The organism is Enterobacter cloacae complex sp. 402C9, from assembly GCF_050030745.1.
GTDB classification, from domain to species: domain Bacteria; phylum Pseudomonadota; class Gammaproteobacteria; order Enterobacterales; family Enterobacteriaceae; genus Enterobacter; species Enterobacter intestinihominis.
This window is the reverse complement of record NZ_JBLGUW010000001.1, coordinates 1,701,041-1,718,518: the sequence shown is the minus strand read 5'-3', so window position 1 is coordinate 1,718,518 and position 17,478 is coordinate 1,701,041. Positions and strand designations below refer to the sequence as shown.

General features: G+C 54.3%; 18 protein-coding genes, 2 tRNA genes and 1 riboswitch. Of the genes, 12 read left to right on the top strand and 8 right to left on the bottom strand.

Annotated features, from left to right (window positions below):
* A complete protein-coding gene (locus ACQG1K_RS08105; protein ID WP_023305831.1) occupies window positions 1-501 on the bottom strand; it encodes a DedA family protein in 501 nt (166 codons plus the stop codon).
* 158 nt (window positions 502-659) lie between these two features.
* Window positions 660-829: riboswitch (M-box (ykoK) riboswitch) on the top strand.
* A gap of 60 nt (window positions 830-889) precedes the next feature.
* On the opposite strand from ACQG1K_RS08105, the gene ACQG1K_RS08100 reads away from it, so the two are divergent.
* Window positions 890-1,891, top strand: coding sequence for a magnesium transporter (locus tag ACQG1K_RS08100; RefSeq protein WP_367074749.1), 1,002 nt, complete (start codon window positions 890-892; stop codon window positions 1,889-1,891).
* A gap of 42 nt (window positions 1,892-1,933) precedes the next feature.
* Here the strand turns inward: ACQG1K_RS08100 and ACQG1K_RS08095 are convergent.
* A tRNA-Ser gene (locus ACQG1K_RS08095) sits at window positions 1,934-2,021 on the bottom strand.
* Between the two features lie 277 nt (window positions 2,022-2,298).
* Between ACQG1K_RS08095 and ACQG1K_RS08090 the strand changes: the two genes are divergently transcribed.
* Both ACQG1K_RS08090 and ACQG1K_RS08085 read left to right on the top strand, forming a co-directional pair.
* Window positions 2,299-3,150, top strand: a complete 852-nt coding sequence (locus tag ACQG1K_RS08090; protein WP_023299756.1) for a hypothetical protein — start codon at window positions 2,299-2,301, stop codon at window positions 3,148-3,150.
* A gap of 17 nt (window positions 3,151-3,167) precedes the next feature.
* Window positions 3,168-3,695: a helix-turn-helix domain-containing protein gene (locus ACQG1K_RS08085; RefSeq protein ID WP_023305829.1), complete on the top strand. Its 528-nt coding sequence runs from the start codon at window positions 3,168-3,170 to the stop codon at window positions 3,693-3,695.
* 31 nt (window positions 3,696-3,726) lie between these two features.
* Here the strand turns inward: ACQG1K_RS08085 and ACQG1K_RS08080 are convergent, their stop codons facing one another.
* On the bottom strand, window positions 3,727-5,340 hold the full coding sequence (locus ACQG1K_RS08080; protein ID WP_426720883.1) for a mechanosensitive ion channel family protein: 1,614 nt from the start codon (window positions 5,338-5,340) through the stop codon (window positions 3,727-3,729).
* Window positions 5,341-5,513: 173 nt separating this feature from the next.
* On the opposite strand from ACQG1K_RS08080, the gene ACQG1K_RS08075 reads away from it, so the two are divergent.
* From ACQG1K_RS08075 to ACQG1K_RS08065, 3 genes are read left to right on the top strand one after another with little or no spacing between them, the layout of a single operon-like run.
* The gene (locus ACQG1K_RS08075; RefSeq protein ID WP_154051640.1) at window positions 5,514-6,521 is read left to right on the top strand and encodes an ABC transporter substrate-binding protein; all 1,008 of its coding nucleotides are present in this window, start codon (window positions 5,514-5,516) and stop codon (window positions 6,519-6,521) included.
* Complete coding sequence (locus ACQG1K_RS08070; RefSeq protein WP_426720884.1) at window positions 6,518-7,549, top strand: FecCD family ABC transporter permease; 1,032 nt, start codon at window positions 6,518-6,520, stop codon at window positions 7,547-7,549. Before ACQG1K_RS08075 ends, ACQG1K_RS08070 begins: the two co-directional genes overlap by 4 nt.
* Entirely contained in the window at window positions 7,546-8,382 is an 837-nt protein-coding gene (locus ACQG1K_RS08065) for an ABC transporter ATP-binding protein (RefSeq protein ID WP_367074746.1), read from the top strand. The genes ACQG1K_RS08070 and ACQG1K_RS08065 overlap by 4 nt, the downstream gene beginning before the upstream one ends.
* Here the strand turns inward: ACQG1K_RS08065 and ACQG1K_RS08060 are convergent.
* Window positions 8,369-8,456: transfer RNA gene (locus tag ACQG1K_RS08060), tRNA-Ser, on the bottom strand. The two genes, ACQG1K_RS08065 and ACQG1K_RS08060, sit on opposite strands and share 14 nt — an antisense overlap.
* Window positions 8,457-8,600: 144 nt before the next feature.
* Entirely contained in the window at window positions 8,601-10,229 is a 1,629-nt protein-coding gene (locus ACQG1K_RS08055) for an ABC transporter substrate-binding protein (RefSeq protein ID WP_367074745.1), read from the bottom strand.
* Window positions 10,230-10,499: 270 nt separating this feature from the next.
* Here ACQG1K_RS08055 and yccA point away from each other — a divergent pair, with 270 nt between their 5' ends.
* Window positions 10,500-11,159, top strand: a complete 660-nt coding sequence (gene yccA / locus ACQG1K_RS08050; RefSeq protein ID WP_003858127.1) for an FtsH protease modulator YccA — start codon at window positions 10,500-10,502, stop codon at window positions 11,157-11,159.
* A gap of 88 nt (window positions 11,160-11,247) precedes the next feature.
* Window positions 11,248-11,577: a sulfurtransferase TusE gene (tusE, locus tag ACQG1K_RS08045; protein ID WP_003858129.1), complete on the top strand. Its 330-nt coding sequence runs from the start codon at window positions 11,248-11,250 to the stop codon at window positions 11,575-11,577.
* On the opposite strand, the gene yccX is transcribed toward tusE, so the two are convergent.
* The gene (yccX, locus tag ACQG1K_RS08040) at window positions 11,574-11,855 is read right to left on the bottom strand and encodes an acylphosphatase (protein WP_003858131.1); all 282 of its coding nucleotides are present in this window, start codon (window positions 11,853-11,855) and stop codon (window positions 11,574-11,576) included. The two genes, tusE and yccX, sit on opposite strands and share 4 nt — an antisense overlap.
* 93 nt (window positions 11,856-11,948) lie before the next feature.
* Between yccX and rlmI the strand changes: the two genes are divergently transcribed.
* A complete protein-coding gene (rlmI, locus tag ACQG1K_RS08035; protein ID WP_023299749.1) occupies window positions 11,949-13,139 on the top strand; it encodes a 23S rRNA (cytosine(1962)-C(5))-methyltransferase RlmI in 1,191 nt (396 codons plus the stop codon).
* A 60-nt stretch (window positions 13,140-13,199) separates the two neighbouring features.
* The gene (hspQ, locus tag ACQG1K_RS08030; RefSeq protein ID WP_003858136.1) at window positions 13,200-13,517 is read left to right on the top strand and encodes a heat shock protein HspQ; all 318 of its coding nucleotides are present in this window, start codon (window positions 13,200-13,202) and stop codon (window positions 13,515-13,517) included.
* Window positions 13,518-13,549: 32 nt separating this feature from the next.
* Here the strand turns inward: hspQ and ACQG1K_RS08025 are convergent, their stop codons facing one another.
* Window positions 13,550-13,963, bottom strand: coding sequence for a CoA-binding protein (locus tag ACQG1K_RS08025; RefSeq protein ID WP_006809337.1), 414 nt, complete (start codon window positions 13,961-13,963; stop codon window positions 13,550-13,552).
* A gap of 171 nt (window positions 13,964-14,134) precedes the next feature.
* Between ACQG1K_RS08025 and csgI the strand changes: the two genes are divergently transcribed.
* Window positions 14,135-14,797 carry a curli synthesis inhibitor gene (gene csgI / locus ACQG1K_RS08020; protein ID WP_023305822.1) on the top strand — a complete coding sequence of 221 codons (663 nt, stop codon included), beginning with the start codon at window positions 14,135-14,137 and terminating at the stop codon, window positions 14,795-14,797.
* Between the two features lie 80 nt (window positions 14,798-14,877).
* Window positions 14,878-15,336, top strand: coding sequence for a methylglyoxal synthase (gene mgsA / locus ACQG1K_RS08015; RefSeq protein WP_003858146.1), 459 nt, complete (start codon window positions 14,878-14,880; stop codon window positions 15,334-15,336).
* A 53-nt stretch (window positions 15,337-15,389) separates the two neighbouring features.
* Here the strand turns inward: mgsA and helD are convergent, their stop codons facing one another.
* Window positions 15,390-17,444, bottom strand: a complete 2,055-nt coding sequence (helD, locus tag ACQG1K_RS08010) for a DNA helicase IV (RefSeq protein WP_023299746.1) — start codon at window positions 17,442-17,444, stop codon at window positions 15,390-15,392.
* Window positions 17,445-17,478 lie beyond the last annotated feature (34 nt).

The following is a 17,478-nucleotide window of genomic DNA, read 5'->3' as shown; positions in this document are numbered from 1 at the left end:
TCAGAGGCTGATGCCGGTGACGATACCGACATACAGCGCCGCCCATGCGCAGGCTGAAAGCAGGCTGATGGCGTAAACCTTTATCGCGCTCAGCCTGAGCATGCCCGCCGCCAGCGGCACGATATAGCGAAGTACCGCCAGGAAACGCGAGGTGAACAACACCAGCACGCCATTTTTATGCAGCTGGTGCTGTACCCGCAAAAACTTCCCGGCATGTTTTGCCGTGAAGCGTGACACTCGCCGGGTATGCCCCATCAGCTGGCCGATATGGTAATTCAGCACCGATCCTGCCGTAGCGCCCATCACCACCGCCAGCCACGTCAGCGCCGGATGCATACTCGACTGGCTGACGGCAATCCCCGCCAGCAGCATGACCGATGCGGGCGGGAGCACGGAAGAGATCAGTACTGTTGATTTACTCAGTGCCATAACAACGAGCAACGCGAAGAGATGCGTTGGATAATGCGCAAAATGATCCAGCAGCGTGTCCAGCCATGCCATTTTACTCTCCCCGGTAACATCAGAATTCCCCATTAGAAGTGAAAATAGTTAAATAAAACGTCAACATTCATTCAATAATATTCATTTAAACCATACTTAAACATTATTTAAATTCCTCAGCAGCCATTTTAAATAAGCGTATTATCCCTCACGTTTTACAACGATCTCGTTATGGCGAGGCTCCTGTACAAATACACGTTATCGCTCTGGTGGGTTCGAGAGAACCGGCACAGGGTAAAACAGGCACTGTCGAATCAAGGCTTTGCCAGTATAACTTCCCTTACGGGATACGGTGTACAGTGCTGAACCCAGGACGTGGGGATCTCCTTTCCGACATGCCCTGTCTTGCTCGCCCCTGAGAGATTTTATTATTCAAAGGGAAGTTACAATGTCTTACGTTATTCACAACCAAAATCTGGCTTTTAACGACAGCGCCATCGCGCAATATATGAATACCGATGTTATCGTTATTGATATTTCATTATGCGTGGCTCTGGCACGCGAGCAGTTCTTTGAAAAATTAAAAGATGATGATATTCCGTCACATATTTTTATCGAAGACAACGGTCGCCTCGCGGGTTTGATTGCCGTACGTAAATTATTGCAGGCCACGGATACCGTACAGCCCGTTAAGGGGCTGATGATATCGGATTTTATCCAGCTTAAACCGGAAGATGAGCGGGCGGATGTCGCCGGGTTGCTGGCGCACGCAGGTGCGGATGTCGTACCGGTGGTGACCCACGGCAAGCTGGTGGGCTGCCTTACCGAGCGTGAAATCGCCCATCTGCTGGAAGATGACGTTACTGAAGATGCCCAGCTTCAGGGGGCAACGCTGCCGCTGGAGAAGCCCTATCTGGAAACCAGCGCCTTTAGCCTGTGGAAGAAACGCTCCGTCTGGCTGCTGCTGCTGTTTGTCGCGGAAGCGTATACCAGCTCGGTGATCCAGCATTTTGAAGAGGCGCTGGAATCCGCCATTGCGCTGGCGTTCTTTATTCCGCTGCTGATTGGCACCGGCGGAAACAGCGGGACGCAGATCACCTCGACGCTGGTGCGCGCCATGGCGCTGGGTGAAGTCCACCTTCGCGACGTGGGTCGCGTGCTGCGCAAAGAGATGAGCACCTCGTTAATGATTGCCGCCACGCTGGGTCTGGCGGGCTGCGTTCGTGCCTGGATGATGGGCATTGGGATAGAAATCACGCTTATCGTCAGCCTGACGCTGGTCTGCATTACGCTGTGGAGCGCCATTGTCTCATCGGTGATCCCGATGGTATTGAAACGTTGCAAAATCGACCCGGCGGTCGTTTCCGCGCCGTTTATCGCCACGCTGATCGACGGTACCGGGCTCATTATCTACTTCAAAATCGCACAGTATACGCTTGGGCTGGAATAACGAAAAAACCCTGCGATATTGCTATCGCAGGGTTTTCGAATTTGGCGGAAGCGTAGAGATTCGAACTCTAGAACCCTTTCGGGTCGCCGGTTTTCAAGACCGGTGCCTTCAACCGCTCGGCCACGCTTCCAAAGTGAGGCGCACTATAAACATCTCTGAGCATGATGTAAAGCAGGAAATTGCATTACGTTGAGCTTCTTGCCTCATTCCCTTCCGCTCCGATCACTTCTTCGTCATCGGCTGGCTAAAATGTAAACATTTATTTTTACATCACATAAACTTATTAGAATGAAAGTTTGTGATCTAGACTCTTTTTCATACACCGCAGCTTATCCGTGCAACATTACCACCTCAATATGCCCTTGTAAGACCCTATTCACGCAGGTCACTGCGATAAGAGATTTTTCATGAAATTATTCGATACCGATAACTACAGACTTATTCTCTGGCGTAAATTTCTGCCGTGGCTGATCCAGAACGGTGCGCAAAAAAACAACCCGCATGACTATTTTCTGGTGTACTTAAAAGATGCCGACAATACGCGTTATATTCTGAAGAAGCACGAAAGCAGCAACGTTGTGCTCTGCCCGATGCATAAAAGCGAAGATGTCAGTATGAGCGTGGAAGATATCAGCGAAATGCAGGCTGAAATCATTCACTATAAGCGCAATGGGTTTCAGGCTTACAAAGGCATTATCCCGTTTGCCTTTGACCATTATACGAAAATCATCACCTTAAAAACGGCCCTTGCTCGTCTGAAAGGGCGCTGTATTTCTGGCCTGAAATCTGATTCAGAAACCATCAGCCGGGACCGTTACAACTTGCTCAGGCTGCTGGTGACCGACTACGTCAACCAGCGCCCTTCGCGCGTTTCGTCTGGTTTCACCCAGCGGGAAGTGATCGCCATGCTTTACGGCACACTTTGGTATAAACATATCAAAAATGAGTCGTTTAGCAGAAAAATCGCGCTCTTACTTGAGTCGCTCGTGATCACGGGCGATCTCAGCGAAGAGGGTAAGGTGTACTACGTGCAGGGCCAGGCTATTACCACCATGGTCGAGTATGAAAAAGAGGACCAGCGGGTAACGCATCAGCAAAAAATGCAGAAAAAAATTACGCGTTTTATGTTTGCGATAACGCTATCTACGCTGCTGATTATTCTGGTTCTGCTGTCGATGGCAGGGGTCGTCGACCTCGCCGCTGTCTGGCAGAAAATACTACAGATTAAGCCTCTTAGATTTTTAATGAATTTTATCTAAAACCCTGCCCATTAATTATGAATTTTATTTTTATCAGCGATAACTATTACCTTTGCCACGGTGTCTCAAGCTCACTGACATCTACCCATTTAATTCGCGATGAGGAGGATATTCACCATCTTTATGAGGTCGATCCTGAGCTGGATTTTATCATTGCGATTGAACAGGATAAGTTACGCAATAAAACCATTCAGCAGGTCAAAAAAGTCAAGCGTGATTACATTGTCCTGATGCATGAGATAGAAGCCAACAGCGCGGTGAGAATTGATAATATTATCTATTCGTCGATGCATTTTACTGCTCACCCTTTTCAGCAGCTGATGCGTTTTTATCGGGCGCTCAGGACACACTCCTTTACCCGACGCGAATATGACGTGCTAAAGCTTTTCCATATGGAAAATCATGAAATCGCGAAAAAGCTGCAACTGTCACAAAAAACGACCAGCACCTACCGCGTGAGGATCCTCGAGAAATTGAATATGCGTTCAAAAAACATTCTGGCGATGACCCGTATAAAATCGGCGATTGTCGATCAGAAACTGTGATCTTTTGCCTTACCACGTGAAAACCGGGGCCTCAGGTTTCGCCCTGAGGGGGTTTGGCGGGCGCGGTATACCAGTTCTCTTTGGCAACCATTACGCTGCCCTCTGGCTGCATAACAAAATTCGGAGACATGATCTGCACGTTAAATTCGTTAAACACATCCTGTATCTGGCTATGCAGTTCATTGCGGGCAACCGCGAGGGACTGGTCGGGCAGCAGACGAACCTGCAACTCGTAGGCGATATACCAGTCCATTAACCCTAACTGGCGCACCAGCGGCGGCTCGGAAAGATCAATCCCTTTTGCCCGTTTCGCGGCCAGCTCCAGCATGGCATGCACCTGACGCCATGGGGTGTCATAACCAATAGTGACGCTGACCGTCAGATTGAGGCTGCCATCGGGCTGTAGCGCGCTAAGGTTGGTGATCTTACCGCTCACCACCACCGCATTGGGCACGGTAACGACATAATTTTCCCGGGTAATAATTTTGGTCGCCAGCATGCCTATTTCACTGAACTTACCTTCGTTATCCGCCACCCGAATGACATCGCCTTTACGCAGTGCGCGGGAGTAAATCAGGACCAGACCGCTCATGGCATGGTTCATCACCCCTGCCGAACCCAGCGTTAACATCAGGCCGAAGAAGACGCTAATACCTTTAAACGCCAGTGAGTTTGCGCCGGGGAGAAACGGCCAGGCAGCGGAGAGAGCAAATAGCCAGACGGCGACGGAAATGAGCTTACGGGTTGCCCCCACGGTTTCCGGATGTACGCCGGGAAGTTGCAGACGACCAGCCTCCACCTGATTCAGCACCATCCTCAGCAGCTTCAGAATAAAAGCGGTAATGAGGAAAATGATCAGAACAATCGTCAGCCCCGGCAAAGCCGAGACAATCGCCAGGGCAATTTGCTGCACCACGCGAAGCGACCAGTCTCCCAGCGACGTGCCCCACACCCGCGTCCACGGAAACAGACTAAATGCCCAGCTCAGCCAGACGTAAAAGCCAATCAAACCCAGCAGGAACATCAGCAAGGCGTAAAGCCGAATCTCAATGGCGCCAATGTACCGCCGCCAGCTTTGCGGCACCCGGCTGCGATTCTCCACAATACGCAGACGGTAGACGCGTCGAAACCAGCGCCAGGATCGCCAGGCGCCATAGCAGAGCAGCAAAAGCGCCAGCAGGCCAGCGGCAGCTTTTACCGTCGACAGCGCCAGCCAACCGGTATCGTATTGATCGCGCAGGGCCATTCTCTGCGCTTCCATGCGCGCCAGCACGCGCTGCGCGGCCTGATCGAGGGTGAGATCGTCCCCTTCGTCCAAATCCCCTTCCGTCAGCAGCATCACGGGCTTACCGTTCATCACGATCAGCCGCCCCTGCTGGTTATAGCGGGTCACGGGGACGATAGTGAGCGGCTCACGCACGTCCGCCTCGGTAAAATTGCGCAGGGTGTTGCGGATGCGTAAAACGCGCTCCTCCGGCGTGGTCAGGCCAAATTTCGCCTGAAGCATGACGATCGGCTGATGAAAAATATAGACCGTCCGGGCGCGCTCCTGCTCAGAAGGCGCCTGGCGGGGCTCAGCGGCATACGATGAGAAGGCGCTCAGGGAGGCAAAACAGAACGCAAACGCGAGCAGGATCTTTTTCATCCTCACTACCCCAAATCAGAAATCTTGTTGTTTTTCAGGCAACCCGCGAATGCCAGGTGGGTATGTTGAGAATAGTCCAGCCTTTCGTTTCTGCAACAAGCGACGGTGAGCGTGTTGCTCTCAATCACAATATATGTATCATGTTATAACATAACAATTTGGGATTGTGTTCTATGTTACTTAAAAAAGGGTTATTTCTGGCTTTATTGCTCTCCACGGCGCCTGCCGCTTTCTCAGCAACCTCATGGCCCCTCACGATTGAAAATTGCGGCGTAAAGCAGACCTTTGCGCAGGCTCCTCAGCGCGTCGTGACCGTGGGACAGCATGAAACAGAATTACTGCTCGCACTGGGGCTGGAGAAAAAGATCGCCGCAACGTCGGTCTGGTTCGGCAAGCTCCCGGATCCGCTGGCAGATGCCGGGAAAAATATCCCCCGGCTTGCAGATAATTCCCCCTCATTTGAAGCCGTGGTGGGACAGAAACCTGAGCTCGTTCTCGCGCAGTATCACTGGCACATTGGTCCGCAGGGAGAAGTGGGCACCCGTGAGCAGTTTGCCTCGATGGGGATTAATACGTGGATCTCTCCTGCCGACTGCACGGATAAAGCGGTGACGGAAAAGTCAAACGCAGACGGAGCACGTAGCGCGCCGTTTTCGCTGGCCGAAATCACACGGGAAGTGACAGATCTGGCGACGATATTTGATGTTTCCGCGCGAGGTGAGCAGCTTAATCATACGCTGACGGAACGTATCAAAAAGGCCCAGGGGCGCGTCTCAGCGAAACCGCTTCGCGTCGTATTCTGGTTCTCAAGTAGCCGTCTGAATGGCGATCCCTGGGTGGCGGGGAATTACGGCGCGCCTGGCTGGATCAGCCGCACGCTGGGGTTGAAGAACATTATTGACTCTCATGACGAATGGCCGGCTGTAACCTGGGAACATATTGCCCAGTCGCAGCCGGACGTGATTGTTATCGCCGGGATGTCCCGCAGGCTCTACCCTGCCGATGACGTTGAAGTAAAAAAAGCATTCTTGCGTAATGACCCGGTGACGAAGAACATGCCTGCGGTCAGGAACAACCACATTATTGTGGTGCCGGCAATGTCGTTAAACCCTTCATTACGTAACGTCGATGCGGTTGAGCTTATCAGCGATCGGCTGGCTTCTTTCCAGGATGAACAATGAGTCATTTCGCTTTTGACCGCCGCCAGCAAGGTTTACTGGCAGCAGGCGTCATGGCGCTGCCGCTAATGCTGGTTTTTGCCGCCAGTATCGGTGATATGCCGGTGTCGTATGCCAGTACCGGGAAAGCGATCCTCAACGGACTGGGTTTGACCTCTTATGCGTTGCCACAAACGGAGGAGGGTATCGTCTGGCAATATCGCATGAGCCGGGCAGTGATGGCCGCGTGCAGCGGCGGTGGCCTGGCGCTGTGCGGGCTGGTGTTACAGTCGATCCTGCGTAACCCTCTGGCTGAGCCTTATCTGCTGGGGATTTCCGCGGGCGCCTCGCTGGGGGCCGTCTGCGTGATGCTTCTCGGCATGGGGGGAAGCGTGATTGGCGTGAGCAGCGGTGCGTTTGTCGGCTCCTGCGCCGCCTTTGCGCTCATCATGGTGATTACAAACGGCATGAGTGAAAGCCCGTCGCGCATTTTGCTGGCCGGTATTGCGGGCACCCAGCTCTTCAACGCCATGACCGCGTACGTCGTCAGCACGTCCGCCAATCCCGAGCAGTCCCGTAGCGTCATGTTCTGGCTGATGGGGAGTCTGAGCGGCGTGCGCTGGCCTGACGCGCTGCTGGCTCTGGCCGTTACGCTTGCGGGTTTACTGGTGGTATTGCTCTTTTCCCGGGCGCTGGACACCTTCACCTTCGGGGATGAGGTCTCCACCACGCTGGGGATCCCGGTTACCGCCGTGCGTATTGTCTTATTGCTGACCTGTGCCGTTGTCACCGCCACGTTGGTGAGCGCTACAGGCGCAGTGGGGTTTGTCGGGCTGGTCATTCCCCATGTGACGCGCATGCTATGCGGGCCGGGCCATCGCCGCTCGATCCCGCTGACGTTTCTCATCGGCGCCCACTTTATGATCCTTGCCGATATCGTCTCACGCACGCTGATCGTGCACCAGGTTCTGCCCATCGGGGTGGTGACTGCGCTGGTGGGCGCCCCCGTCTTTGTGGCGTTGCTTTATCAAAACCGAAAGGAGCATCCATGAATATAACAGTGGCCGGGTTAACCGTAACCCGACAGGCGCAGACGGTGCTTAAGGATATCGATCTCGACCTGCCATCCGGGCAGATTGTCGGCCTGTTAGGGCCAAACGGCTCAGGCAAGTCGACGCTGCTGCGCTGCCTCGCCGGGCTGTTTCCACGACACAGCGAACGTGTTGCGCTTAATGGCACAACGCTTGGCTTGATGCCGCTGAAAATACGGGCGCAGCACATGGCGTTTGTCCCGCAACATGCTGAGATCGACGGGGAACTGACCGTTGAGGATATTGTCAGGCTGGGGCGTACGCCCTACCGGAAAACATTCCAGAGAACCACGCGCGACGATGAGGCTGCGGTTGAACAGGCGATTGGCCTGATGCAGTTATGCAGCTTACGCCAGCGGCGATGGCACTCTTTGTCAGGCGGAGAACGACAGCGAAGTCAGATAGCCCGCGCGCTGGCCCAGCAGCCGCAGGTGCTGTTGCTCGATGAACCGACAAACCACCTGGACATTCAGCACCAGCTGGAGCTGATGCGGCTCGTTTCACAGCTGCCGCTTACGGTGGTGGTTGCACTGCACGATCTCAATCTTGCGGCCAATTATTGCCAGCGTCTGATCCTCCTGAAGGCCGGGCAGATCGCAGCCACGGGTGCGCCCGAAGCGGTGCTGACGCCCTCGAACATCGCGGATACCTGGTGCGTAAAAGCTCAGGTCTGTAAGGCCGACGCCGGGATCACGATAAGCTATAACATGGGTAACATGGCGGAGAGCCAGAACAAAAGCAAAAACCCCTGCGATATTGCTATCGCAGGGGTTTCGAATTTGGCGGAAGCGTAGAGATTCGAACTCTAGAACCCTTTCGGGTCGCCGGTTTTCAAGACCGGTGCCTTCAACCGCTCGGCCACGCTTCCTAAGTGAAGCGAACTATAAACACCTCACCGCGCGCTGTAAAGGGTGCGCGCATTCGTTCGCTTTAAAAATAGCCAAAATGCGTTTAATCGGTTGAATAGACAACAGATTGGCCGTTTTACCAGCATAATATCCACCGCGGATCGTTAGTGCTTTTTGATGTACATATTTTTGGTGTAGTAGTAGCCAAGCTTATCCGGCGTGAAGCCCCCTACCCACGGTTTCACCAGGTGCGTGCGCACGTAGTGATAGACAGGGATCGCCGGCACATCGCGCCCCAGCAGATCTTCTGCCTGCTGGTAGAACTTACCGCGCTCCTCCGCCGTTTTCGCCTTCGCCGCATTCACCAGAGCCAGATCGTATTCCGGATTGCTGTACTGAGTGGTGTTTTGGCTGTCACCGGTACGGAAGTTATTCAGGAAGGTTGCGGCGTCATCGTAATCAGCAATCCAGGCGTAGCGCACCGCGTCAAAGTTATGGGTGTGCATGGTATCAAGCATGGTTTTCCACTCCTGGTTTTGCAGCTTCGCCTCTACGCCGAGGTTCTTCTTCCACATCGAGCTGGCGGCAATCGCAATACGCTGGTGCGATTCCGAGGTGTTATAGAGGAGATTAAAGCTGAGCGGATGGCTGTCATTAAATCCGGCTTCGGCCAGCAGTTTTTTCGCCTCGGCAATGCGTTTATCCATCGGCCAGCTGGCGTAATCAGGGTTCTGTAACTTGACGCCGCCAATATCCGGCTGGCTGATGAGCCATGCCGGGCGTTGCCCCTGCCCTAAAACTTTCCCGGCGATAATATCTTTATCCAGCGCCAGATTCAGCGCCTTACGCACGCGGGCGTCGCTGAACGGCGGCCGGGTGGTGTTGAATTCGTAATAATAGGTGGCAAGCTGCGGCGATACGTCCAGCTCGTTCCCCAGCGTTTTCTTCAGCTGAGCAAACTGGTTGATCGGCACCGTGTAGGCGATGTCGATTTCGCCCGCTTTGTAGCGGTTGACGTCAGCGGCTTCGGAGGAAATGGGCAGATAGGTCACCTTGTTGATGACGGTATGTGCGTTATCCCAGTATTTCGGGTTTCGCACCGCCACAATGCGTTCGTTCACCACCCACTGTGACAGTTTATAGGCCCCGCTGCTGACGAAGTGCTCCGGTTTGGTCCACTTATCACCGAAACGACCTACCAGGACTTTATCTATCGGCACCAGAGACGGGTGAGCCAGCATCGCCAGGAAAGCAGCATTTGGCTGGGTGAGCGTCACTTCCAGCGTGGTGTCATTGATGGCTTTCACGCCCAGCGACTCGGGTGCTTTTTTGCCTTCTGCGATATCAGTGCCGTTGACGATACGCATACTGCCGGGATAGCTGGCATACGGAGAGACGGTTTTCGGGTCGACCAGTCGCTGCCAGCTCCAGACAATATCTTCCGCGGTGATGGGGGTGCCATCGCTCCAGGTTATGCCCGGGCGCAGATGGAAAGTCCAGACGGTGTTATCTTTATTTTCCCATTTCTCCGCCAGGCGCGGCTGGATTTCACCTGCCGGAGAGACGCTGACCAGCCCGTCGAATAAATCGCTGATAATATTGAATTCGACATCGCTTTCGACTTTATGCGGGTCGAGCGAGGCGGGTTCACTGCCGTTGTTCCTGACCAGTTCCTGCTTATCTGCCAGCTGGGTTCCTGCTGGCACGTTAGCCGCCCAGGTTGCCGTGCTGGCGCACAGGACCCCTGCGGTTAACAAAGAGAGCGTAAAGTGCATGCGTGTTTGTGGTTTCATTTCCTTCGCCTTATTGTCTGTTTTTATGACGATCCGGAAATAACTCTTAGCGGCCTTAGGGAAATAACGCAATATTTTTCAGTGACCTATAAGAGGTTGATCTGAATACGCCTTGCATACCGCACTTCATTCTGAGTACAAAGGCTTTACCAGAATAAAAAACCAGCATAATCCCTAAGAGGCTGAGTAAAGATGGGTAAAACCACTTTGCGTCTGCCGCGCCGTTTCCTATTCTTTGCGCTAATTACATCTGTCATAAGAGAGTGACTCATGGATCGTATAATTACTTCTTCACGCGACCGCACATCGCTACTCAGCACCCATAAGGTGCTGCGCAATACCTATTTCATGCTCAGCCTGACGCTGGCGTTTTCGGCGATCACCGCGACGGCCAGCACCGTACTGATGCTGCCTTCTCCGGGCCTGATCCTGACGCTGGTGGGTATGTATGGTCTGATGTTCCTGACCTATAAAACCGCGGATAAACCGGTGGGTATTCTCTCCGCTTTCGCCTTCACCGGCTTCCTGGGCTACATCCTGGGGCCAATCCTGAACGCCTATCTGTCTGCCGGAATGGGCGACGTGATTGGTATGGCGCTGGGCGGTACCGCGCTGGTGTTCTTCTGCTGCTCGGCCTACGTGCTGACCACCCGTAAGGACATGTCCTTCCTCGGCGGTATGCTGATGGCGGGTATCGTGATTGTGCTGGTCGGTATGCTGGCGAACATCTTCCTGCAATTGCCTGCTCTGCATCTGGCAATCAGCGCGGTGTTTATCCTGATTTCATCCGGCGCAATCCTGTATGAAACCAGCAACATCATTCACGGCGGTGAGACGAACTATATCCGCGCCACCGTGAGCCTGTATGTGTCGCTGTACAATATTTTTGTCAGCCTGCTGAGCATCCTGGGCTTCGCCAGCCGCGATTAACTCACCGTGCTGTGAACAAAGCCCCGCTTATGCGGGGCTTTGTTTTTTTGGTAGACTGAGGCGGTTTTTGACTAACGCGTGAATGAATATGTTGAGTTTTGAAGGCAAAGAGATCGAAACCGATAACGACGGTTATCTGAAAGAGAGCAGCCAGTGGAGCGAAGCGCTGGCGGAGAAAATTGCGGAAAACGAAGGAATTACCCTCTCCCCGGAACACTGGGAAGTGGTGCGCTTTGTGCGCGAATTCTACCTCGAATTCAACACCTCTCCGGCTATCCGCATGCTGGTCAAAGCCATGGCGAATAAATTTGGCGAAGAGAAAGGCAACAGCCGTTATCTGTATCGCCTGTTTCCGAAAGGCCCGGCTAAACAGGCGACAAAAATTGCCGGCCTGCCAAAGCCGGTAAAATGCATTTAATAGCGAATACTGAAGTCAGCGTATTCCCGGCCGGGTTGATGCGGTTCCGTTAGCACCTTATCAACCCGCGCGCTGCGCGGTCCGCCCGCTTTCAGCCACGCCACCAGCTTCTCTACCCGATCCGCCTCACCGCAGGCCACAACCTCCACGCTGCCATCATCCATGTTACGCGCATACCCCGTCAGTCCGAGCTGAAGGGCTTCGCGCTGGGTGCTGTAGCGGAATCCGACGCCCTGTACAAGGCCATGGACCCAGGCAATGGTGCATACATTTGACATCATCCTTCTCCTTATCCGACTGGCGCGTTGCATTTCCTCGCTGAAGTCGGGAAAATGGCGGCCATTTCATTGGAATCGACAGAATAGCAAATTATGAGTGTACGTTTAGTGTTAGCCAAAGGGCGCGAGAAGTCATTACTGCGCCGCCATCCCTGGGTCTTTTCCGGCGCGGTTGCCCGCATGGAAGGTAAAGCCAGCCTCGGTGAAACCATCGATATTGTTGACCATCAGGGGAAATGGTTAGCACGCGGCGCATACTCGCCTGCATCTCAGATCCGCGCGCGCGTCTGGACGTTCGATAAAGAAGAAGCCATCGATATCGACTTCTTTGTCCGTCGTCTGCAACAGGCGCAGCAGTGGCGCGAGTGGCTGGCAAAGCGTGACGGGCTGGACAGCTATCGTCTGATTGCCGGTGAATCCGACGGGCTGCCGGGCGTGACCATTGACCGCTTCGGCAATTTCCTGGTGTTGCAGCTGCTGAGCGCCGGGGCGGAATACCAGCGTGCCGCGCTAATTAGCGCCCTGCAAACCCTGTTCCCGGAATGTGCCATTTACGACCGCAGCGACGTGGCGGTACGTAAAAAAGAGGGCATGGAGCTGACGCAGGGCCCGGTCACCGGCGAACTGCCGCCTGCCCTGCTGCCTATCGAGGAGCACGGCATGAAGCTGCTGGTGGACATCCAGGGCGGCCATAAGACCGGTTATTATCTCGACCAGCGTGACAGCCGTCTGGCAACGCGCCAGTACGTTGCCGATAAGCGCGTGCTGAACTGCTTCTCCTATACCGGCGGCTTTGCGGTCTCTGCCCTGATGGGCGGCTGTGCCCAGGTTGTGAGCGTCGACACCTCACAGGAAGCGCTGGATGTGGCGAAACAGAACGTTGAGCTGAACAAGCTGGATCTGAGCAAAGCGGAGTTTGTGCGCGACGACGTGTTCAAACTGCTGCGTAAATACCGCGACCAGGGCGAGAAATTTGACGTTATCGTGATGGACCCGCCGAAGTTTGTAGAAAATAAAAGCCAGCTGATGGGCGCCTGCCGTGGCTATAAAGACATCAACATGCTGGCGATCCAGCTGCTGAACCCGGGTGGCGTTCTGCTGACGTTCTCCTGCTCTGGCCTGATGACGACAGATTTATTCCAAAAAATCATCGCCGATGCCGCAATAGATGCGGGTCGTGATGTACAATTTATAGAGCAGTTCCGTCAGGCCGCCGATCATCCGGTGATCGCTACCTACCCGGAAGGGCTGTATCTGAAAGGGTTTGCCTGTCGCGTCATGTAACTTGAAAAGAGAAATATTGCCCGCACATAGTGTGTATGTAATGTTTCCCGGGAGGTGACTATGATTGCCAGCAAATTCGGTATCGGCCAGCAGGTCCGCCACACCTTGCTTGGATATTTGGGTGTGGTCGTGGATATCGACCCGGAGTATTCCCTTGATGAACCGTCAGCAGACGATCTGGCCGTTGACGCAGAGCTTCGCGCCGCGCCCTGGTATCATGTGGTTATGGAGGGCGACGATGGTCAGCCTGTCCATACCTATCTTGCCGAAGCGCAGCTGAGTGGTGAACTACAGGATGAGCATCCGGAACAACCCACTATGGACGAGCTTGCTCAGACCATCCGCAAACAGTTACAGGCGCCAAGACTGCGTAACTAAAGGTGTAAAAAAGCCCGTAAAACGGGCTTTTTTTATTTTGCCAGCCCCAGACGGGGAATATCGATTGCCGGACAGCGATCCATCACCACTTTCAGCCCGGCATCGCGTGCCAGCACGGCTGCCTGCTCATTAATTACGCCCAACTGCATCCACAGCGTTTTCGCGCCAATGGCGATCGCCTCCTGCGCCACGCCCCAGGCCGCCTCTGAATTACGGAAAACGTCCACCATATCCACCTTTTCCGGCACGTCCGCGAGCGTCGCATAGCCCTGCTGACCCAGCAGCGTTTTCCCCGCCACCTTAGGCGAGACCGGGATCACGTGATATCCCTGGTCCAGAAGGTATTTCATGACCCGATAGCTTGGGCGATCCGGTTTATCGCTGGCGCCGACCAGCGCGATAGTGCGCGTGGACGTCAGAATCTCGACAATGTCGTTCTCTTTCATGCTGTTCCTCCTGGTTTTTTTCAAAGTGTACGTCAAAGCGGACATCTCAACCACGCATCCCATACAGAAGTATGAGGGCAAAACGGCAGAATATGTCTATATGTTAGTAAACGTGTTTATCGAAAAATTTTGATACATTCTTACCAGGTAGTTTGTCTACAGGAGTCTGCTATGAAAACCGGCATTGCCTGGGCTGTGGTTGCGTTAATCATGCCGGTTTGTGTTTTCGCAACCACCCTCAGACTCTCAACCGACATTGACCTGCTGGTGCTGGACGGGAAAAAAGTCTCCAGCTCCCTGCTGCGGGGCGCAGACAGCATCGAGCTGGATAATGGCCCGCATCAGGTGGTTTTTCGGGTTGAAAAGACGATTCGCCTCGCCGACAACGAACAGCAGGTGTACATTTCGCCTCCGCTGGTGGTCAGCTTTAATACCCAACGCATCAGCCAGGTCAATTTTCGTCTCCCGCACCTTGAAACAGAAAAAGAGTCACTGGCATTTGATGCCTCACCGCGCATTGAGCTGGTGGACGGGGATTCTATGCCCATCCCGGTAAAGCTGGATATCCTGGCGCTGACAAAAAGGCCAAAAGGAACAGATTACGAAGCGGACACGGAGATCTATAACAGAGCCAGCAGGCGCGCCTCCCTGCCCCAGTTCGCCACCATGATGGCGGATGACAGTACCCTGCTTTCGGGCGTATCGGAGCTGGATGTACTCCCTCCTCAGTCGCAGACCCTTACTGAGCAACGCCTCAAATTCTGGTTCCAGAATGCCGATCCGGACACGCGCGCCCGTTTTCTGCAATGGGCGAAACGACAACCTTCGTCGTAAGCCACATTTTTTCGTCCTTTCTCTTGCAGCATCAGTCAGTTCCCGTCATCGTGTAGCGAGGTAACCTCACGGATAAGATTATGGAACTGACAACACGCACACTTCCGGCGCGCAAGCACATTGCTCTGGTTGCGCACGATCACTGTAAACAAATGCTGCTTAACTGGGTTCGTCGCCATCAGCCTCTTTTACAGCATCATGCCCTTTCTGCCACGGGAACAACCGGCAACCTGATCCACCGCGAAACCGGTCTGGAAGTGAATGCCATGCTGAGCGGCCCGATGGGAGGTGACCAGCAGGTCGGCGCTCAGATTTCGGAAGGTAAAATTGACGTTCTGATATTCTTCTGGGATCCGCTGAACGCGGTTCCGCATGATCCGGACGTTAAAGCGCTGCTGCGTCTGGCGACGGTATGGAACATTCCGGTAGCCACCAATCTTTCAACGGCAGATTTCATCATTGAATCGCCGCAGTTTAACGATCCGGTGGAGATTTTGATCCCGGATTATCAGCGTTATCTTGCGGAGAGACTGAAGTAGTTTTTTGCCCGGTGGCGCAGCGCTTACCGGGCCTACAGAATTTGCCCGGCGCGTTACGGCTTTCTCGCCACCGGCACGTCAATACTTTTCAAAATATCGACAAACACTGACGGCTCCTCTTTGTTGAACAAGAGCCACACGCGATGCCGCGCGCGGGTTATCGCCACGTACAGTAAACGCCGCTCCTCTGCATCCGGGAAATCTTCCGGAACAGGCAATAACGCCTCTTCCATCACGGATTCCCGCGCCGGTGCCGGGAAACCGTCGCTCCCCTCTTTCAGCCCCACCACAATTACGTAGTCGGCCTGCTGCCCTTTACTGGCGTGAATGGTCATAAAATCGAGCTGTAGTTTTGGCCAGCGCGTTGCCGCTTTTTCCAGCGCCGTCGGCTTGAGGTGGTGATAACGCGCCAGGACCAGAATCCGTTCATCCGGTTTCGCATAGCCGCTCAGTTTATCCAGCAGCGGTTCCAGCTGATCGTCCGCCAGCAGCGTGACGGCCTTTTTATCCCCCGACGTCAGGCTGTTAAGCGGCTTCGACAGCTGATGCGGGTTCTGCTGAATAAAACGGTTGGCAATTTCACCAATCCGCGAGTTGAAGCGGTAGGTGGTGTCCAGATCGCTGCGATCGCCTTCCCCAAAATAGTGATGGAAGGCCGTCGTGAGGGAAAGTTGCGCCCCGCTGAAGCGGTAGATAGCCTGCCAGTCATCGCCCACGGCAAACAGCGACGTGTGTTTATTCTGCGCCCGCAGCGCCGAAAGCAGCGCAGCGCGCTGCGGCGAAATATCCTGAAACTCATCCACCAGAATGTGTTTCCACGGGCTGACGAAGCGCCCTTTCTCCAGAATGATAATGGCCTGATGGATTAGCCCGGAAAAATCGACCGCGTTTTCGTCTTTCAGCGCAGTTTTCCACGCTTTCAGCATCGGCGCCATTAGTTTAACCCGCTTAGAAAACACGGCGCGGATCGACTCCGGTGCGCTTTCTATCATCTCCGCCTGAGAGCCGCCGTGCATGCGCATCAGGCTTACCCACCGGTCGAGACGAGAGCCCAGTCGGCGCGCCAGCTTTTCATCCTGCCAGAAGCTGCCCTCCGGCACCTCCCAGTTGAGTTCCTCTTCAAGCCACTGACGCCAACCTTTCGCCTGCGCCTTTTTTTCACTGCACTGCTGACGCCATGCCTTGATAAACAGCGCCTGGCGAGCCTGAGCATCATTCTCCAGCTTGCTGACAACAGGGACTTTTTTGCTGCCCTGTTGAATAATGTGTAAAGCGAGGGAGTGGAACGTGCGCGCCGAGATATCCTGAGTATGCAAACGCGCCTGAATGCGCTCATCCATCTCCTGCGCCGCCTTGCGACCAAAAGCCAGCAGCAAAATCTGGTCGGCAACTGCCTCGCCCGTTGTCAGAAGCCAGCCCGCGCGCGCCACCAGCACCGACGTTTTGCCGCTCCCTGCGCCTGCCAGCACCAGTAAAGAGTGCTCGCCATTCACCACTGCGCGCGCCTGGGCAGGATTGAGAGGCGATGATTCCACCGTACTGAAGAAATCGGCATATTGCGTAAGCATCGCCTCAGTCCAGGCCTGGTTATGCGCCAGACGGCTTTTCTCGATATCGCTAAGCCAGGCCTGACACTTCCGCCACGCATCGCGACAGTTATCAAATTCCTCAAGCCGCGCCACCGGTAAAGGCAATGCCGTCAGCGCCTGGGTGATTTTTTGCTGAAGCCCGGCGGTTTGCTGGCGCGTCAGCCACTTCTGCTGCGTATTGCTTAGCGCGATATCGTCCAGCACCTGATGCAGCACCTGTGCGGCAATCACGCTCATCTCCTGGCTCCACTGGTGCCAGCGCATGTTCAGATGATGGTGGAAGCGTTGGGTTTCCGCCCACTCGGTCCCGTGGAGTCGCACCACTTTCTCTGCCGGCAGAACGAACTCCAGCTCCCCCCATACCAGCCCTCGTTTACAGTGAATGGCCAGTAGCTGATTAAACGGAATAAGGTATTCGTGGCGTTCACCGGAGACTTTCACTCCCGCATTAAGAAGCACAACCTTGTCGTAAGGGTGCTGCGCCAGGCGTTTGCCCATTGAAGTTGCTTTCAGTTCCATATCCTGCCGGATCCACGAGGTCATAATTTGTCAG

What these genes read in the sequence shown, in the direction of transcription:
- ACQG1K_RS08105 (WP_023305831.1), bottom strand. Translation starts at nt 501, where the DNA reads ATGGCATGGCTGGACACGCTGCTGGATCATTTTGCGCATTATCCAACG.
- ACQG1K_RS08100 (WP_367074749.1), top strand. Translation starts at nt 890, where the DNA reads ATGTCTTACGTTATTCACAACCAAAATCTGGCTTTTAACGACAGCGCC.
- ACQG1K_RS08090 (WP_023299756.1), top strand. Translation starts at nt 2,299, where the DNA reads ATGAAATTATTCGATACCGATAACTACAGACTTATTCTCTGGCGTAAA.
- ACQG1K_RS08085 (WP_023305829.1), top strand. Translation starts at nt 3,168, where the DNA reads ATGAATTTTATTTTTATCAGCGATAACTATTACCTTTGCCACGGTGTC.
- ACQG1K_RS08080 (WP_426720883.1), bottom strand. Translation starts at nt 5,340, where the DNA reads ATGAAAAAGATCCTGCTCGCGTTTGCGTTCTGTTTTGCCTCCCTGAGC.
- ACQG1K_RS08075 (WP_154051640.1), top strand. Translation starts at nt 5,514, where the DNA reads ATGTTACTTAAAAAAGGGTTATTTCTGGCTTTATTGCTCTCCACGGCG.
- ACQG1K_RS08070 (WP_426720884.1), top strand. Translation starts at nt 6,518, where the DNA reads ATGAGTCATTTCGCTTTTGACCGCCGCCAGCAAGGTTTACTGGCAGCA.
- ACQG1K_RS08065 (WP_367074746.1), top strand. Translation starts at nt 7,546, where the DNA reads ATGAATATAACAGTGGCCGGGTTAACCGTAACCCGACAGGCGCAGACG.
- ACQG1K_RS08055 (WP_367074745.1), bottom strand. Translation starts at nt 10,229, where the DNA reads ATGAAACCACAAACACGCATGCACTTTACGCTCTCTTTGTTAACCGCA.
- yccA (WP_003858127.1), top strand. Translation starts at nt 10,500, where the DNA reads ATGGATCGTATAATTACTTCTTCACGCGACCGCACATCGCTACTCAGC.
- tusE (WP_003858129.1), top strand. Translation starts at nt 11,248, where the DNA reads ATGTTGAGTTTTGAAGGCAAAGAGATCGAAACCGATAACGACGGTTAT.
- yccX (WP_003858131.1), bottom strand. Translation starts at nt 11,855, where the DNA reads ATGTCAAATGTATGCACCATTGCCTGGGTCCATGGCCTTGTACAGGGC.
- rlmI (WP_023299749.1), top strand. Translation starts at nt 11,949, where the DNA reads ATGAGTGTACGTTTAGTGTTAGCCAAAGGGCGCGAGAAGTCATTACTG.
- hspQ (WP_003858136.1), top strand. Translation starts at nt 13,200, where the DNA reads ATGATTGCCAGCAAATTCGGTATCGGCCAGCAGGTCCGCCACACCTTG.
- ACQG1K_RS08025 (WP_006809337.1), bottom strand. Translation starts at nt 13,963, where the DNA reads ATGAAAGAGAACGACATTGTCGAGATTCTGACGTCCACGCGCACTATC.
- csgI (WP_023305822.1), top strand. Translation starts at nt 14,135, where the DNA reads ATGAAAACCGGCATTGCCTGGGCTGTGGTTGCGTTAATCATGCCGGTT.
- mgsA (WP_003858146.1), top strand. Translation starts at nt 14,878, where the DNA reads ATGGAACTGACAACACGCACACTTCCGGCGCGCAAGCACATTGCTCTG.
- helD (WP_023299746.1), bottom strand. Translation starts at nt 17,444, where the DNA reads ATGGAACTGAAAGCAACTTCAATGGGCAAACGCCTGGCGCAGCACCCT.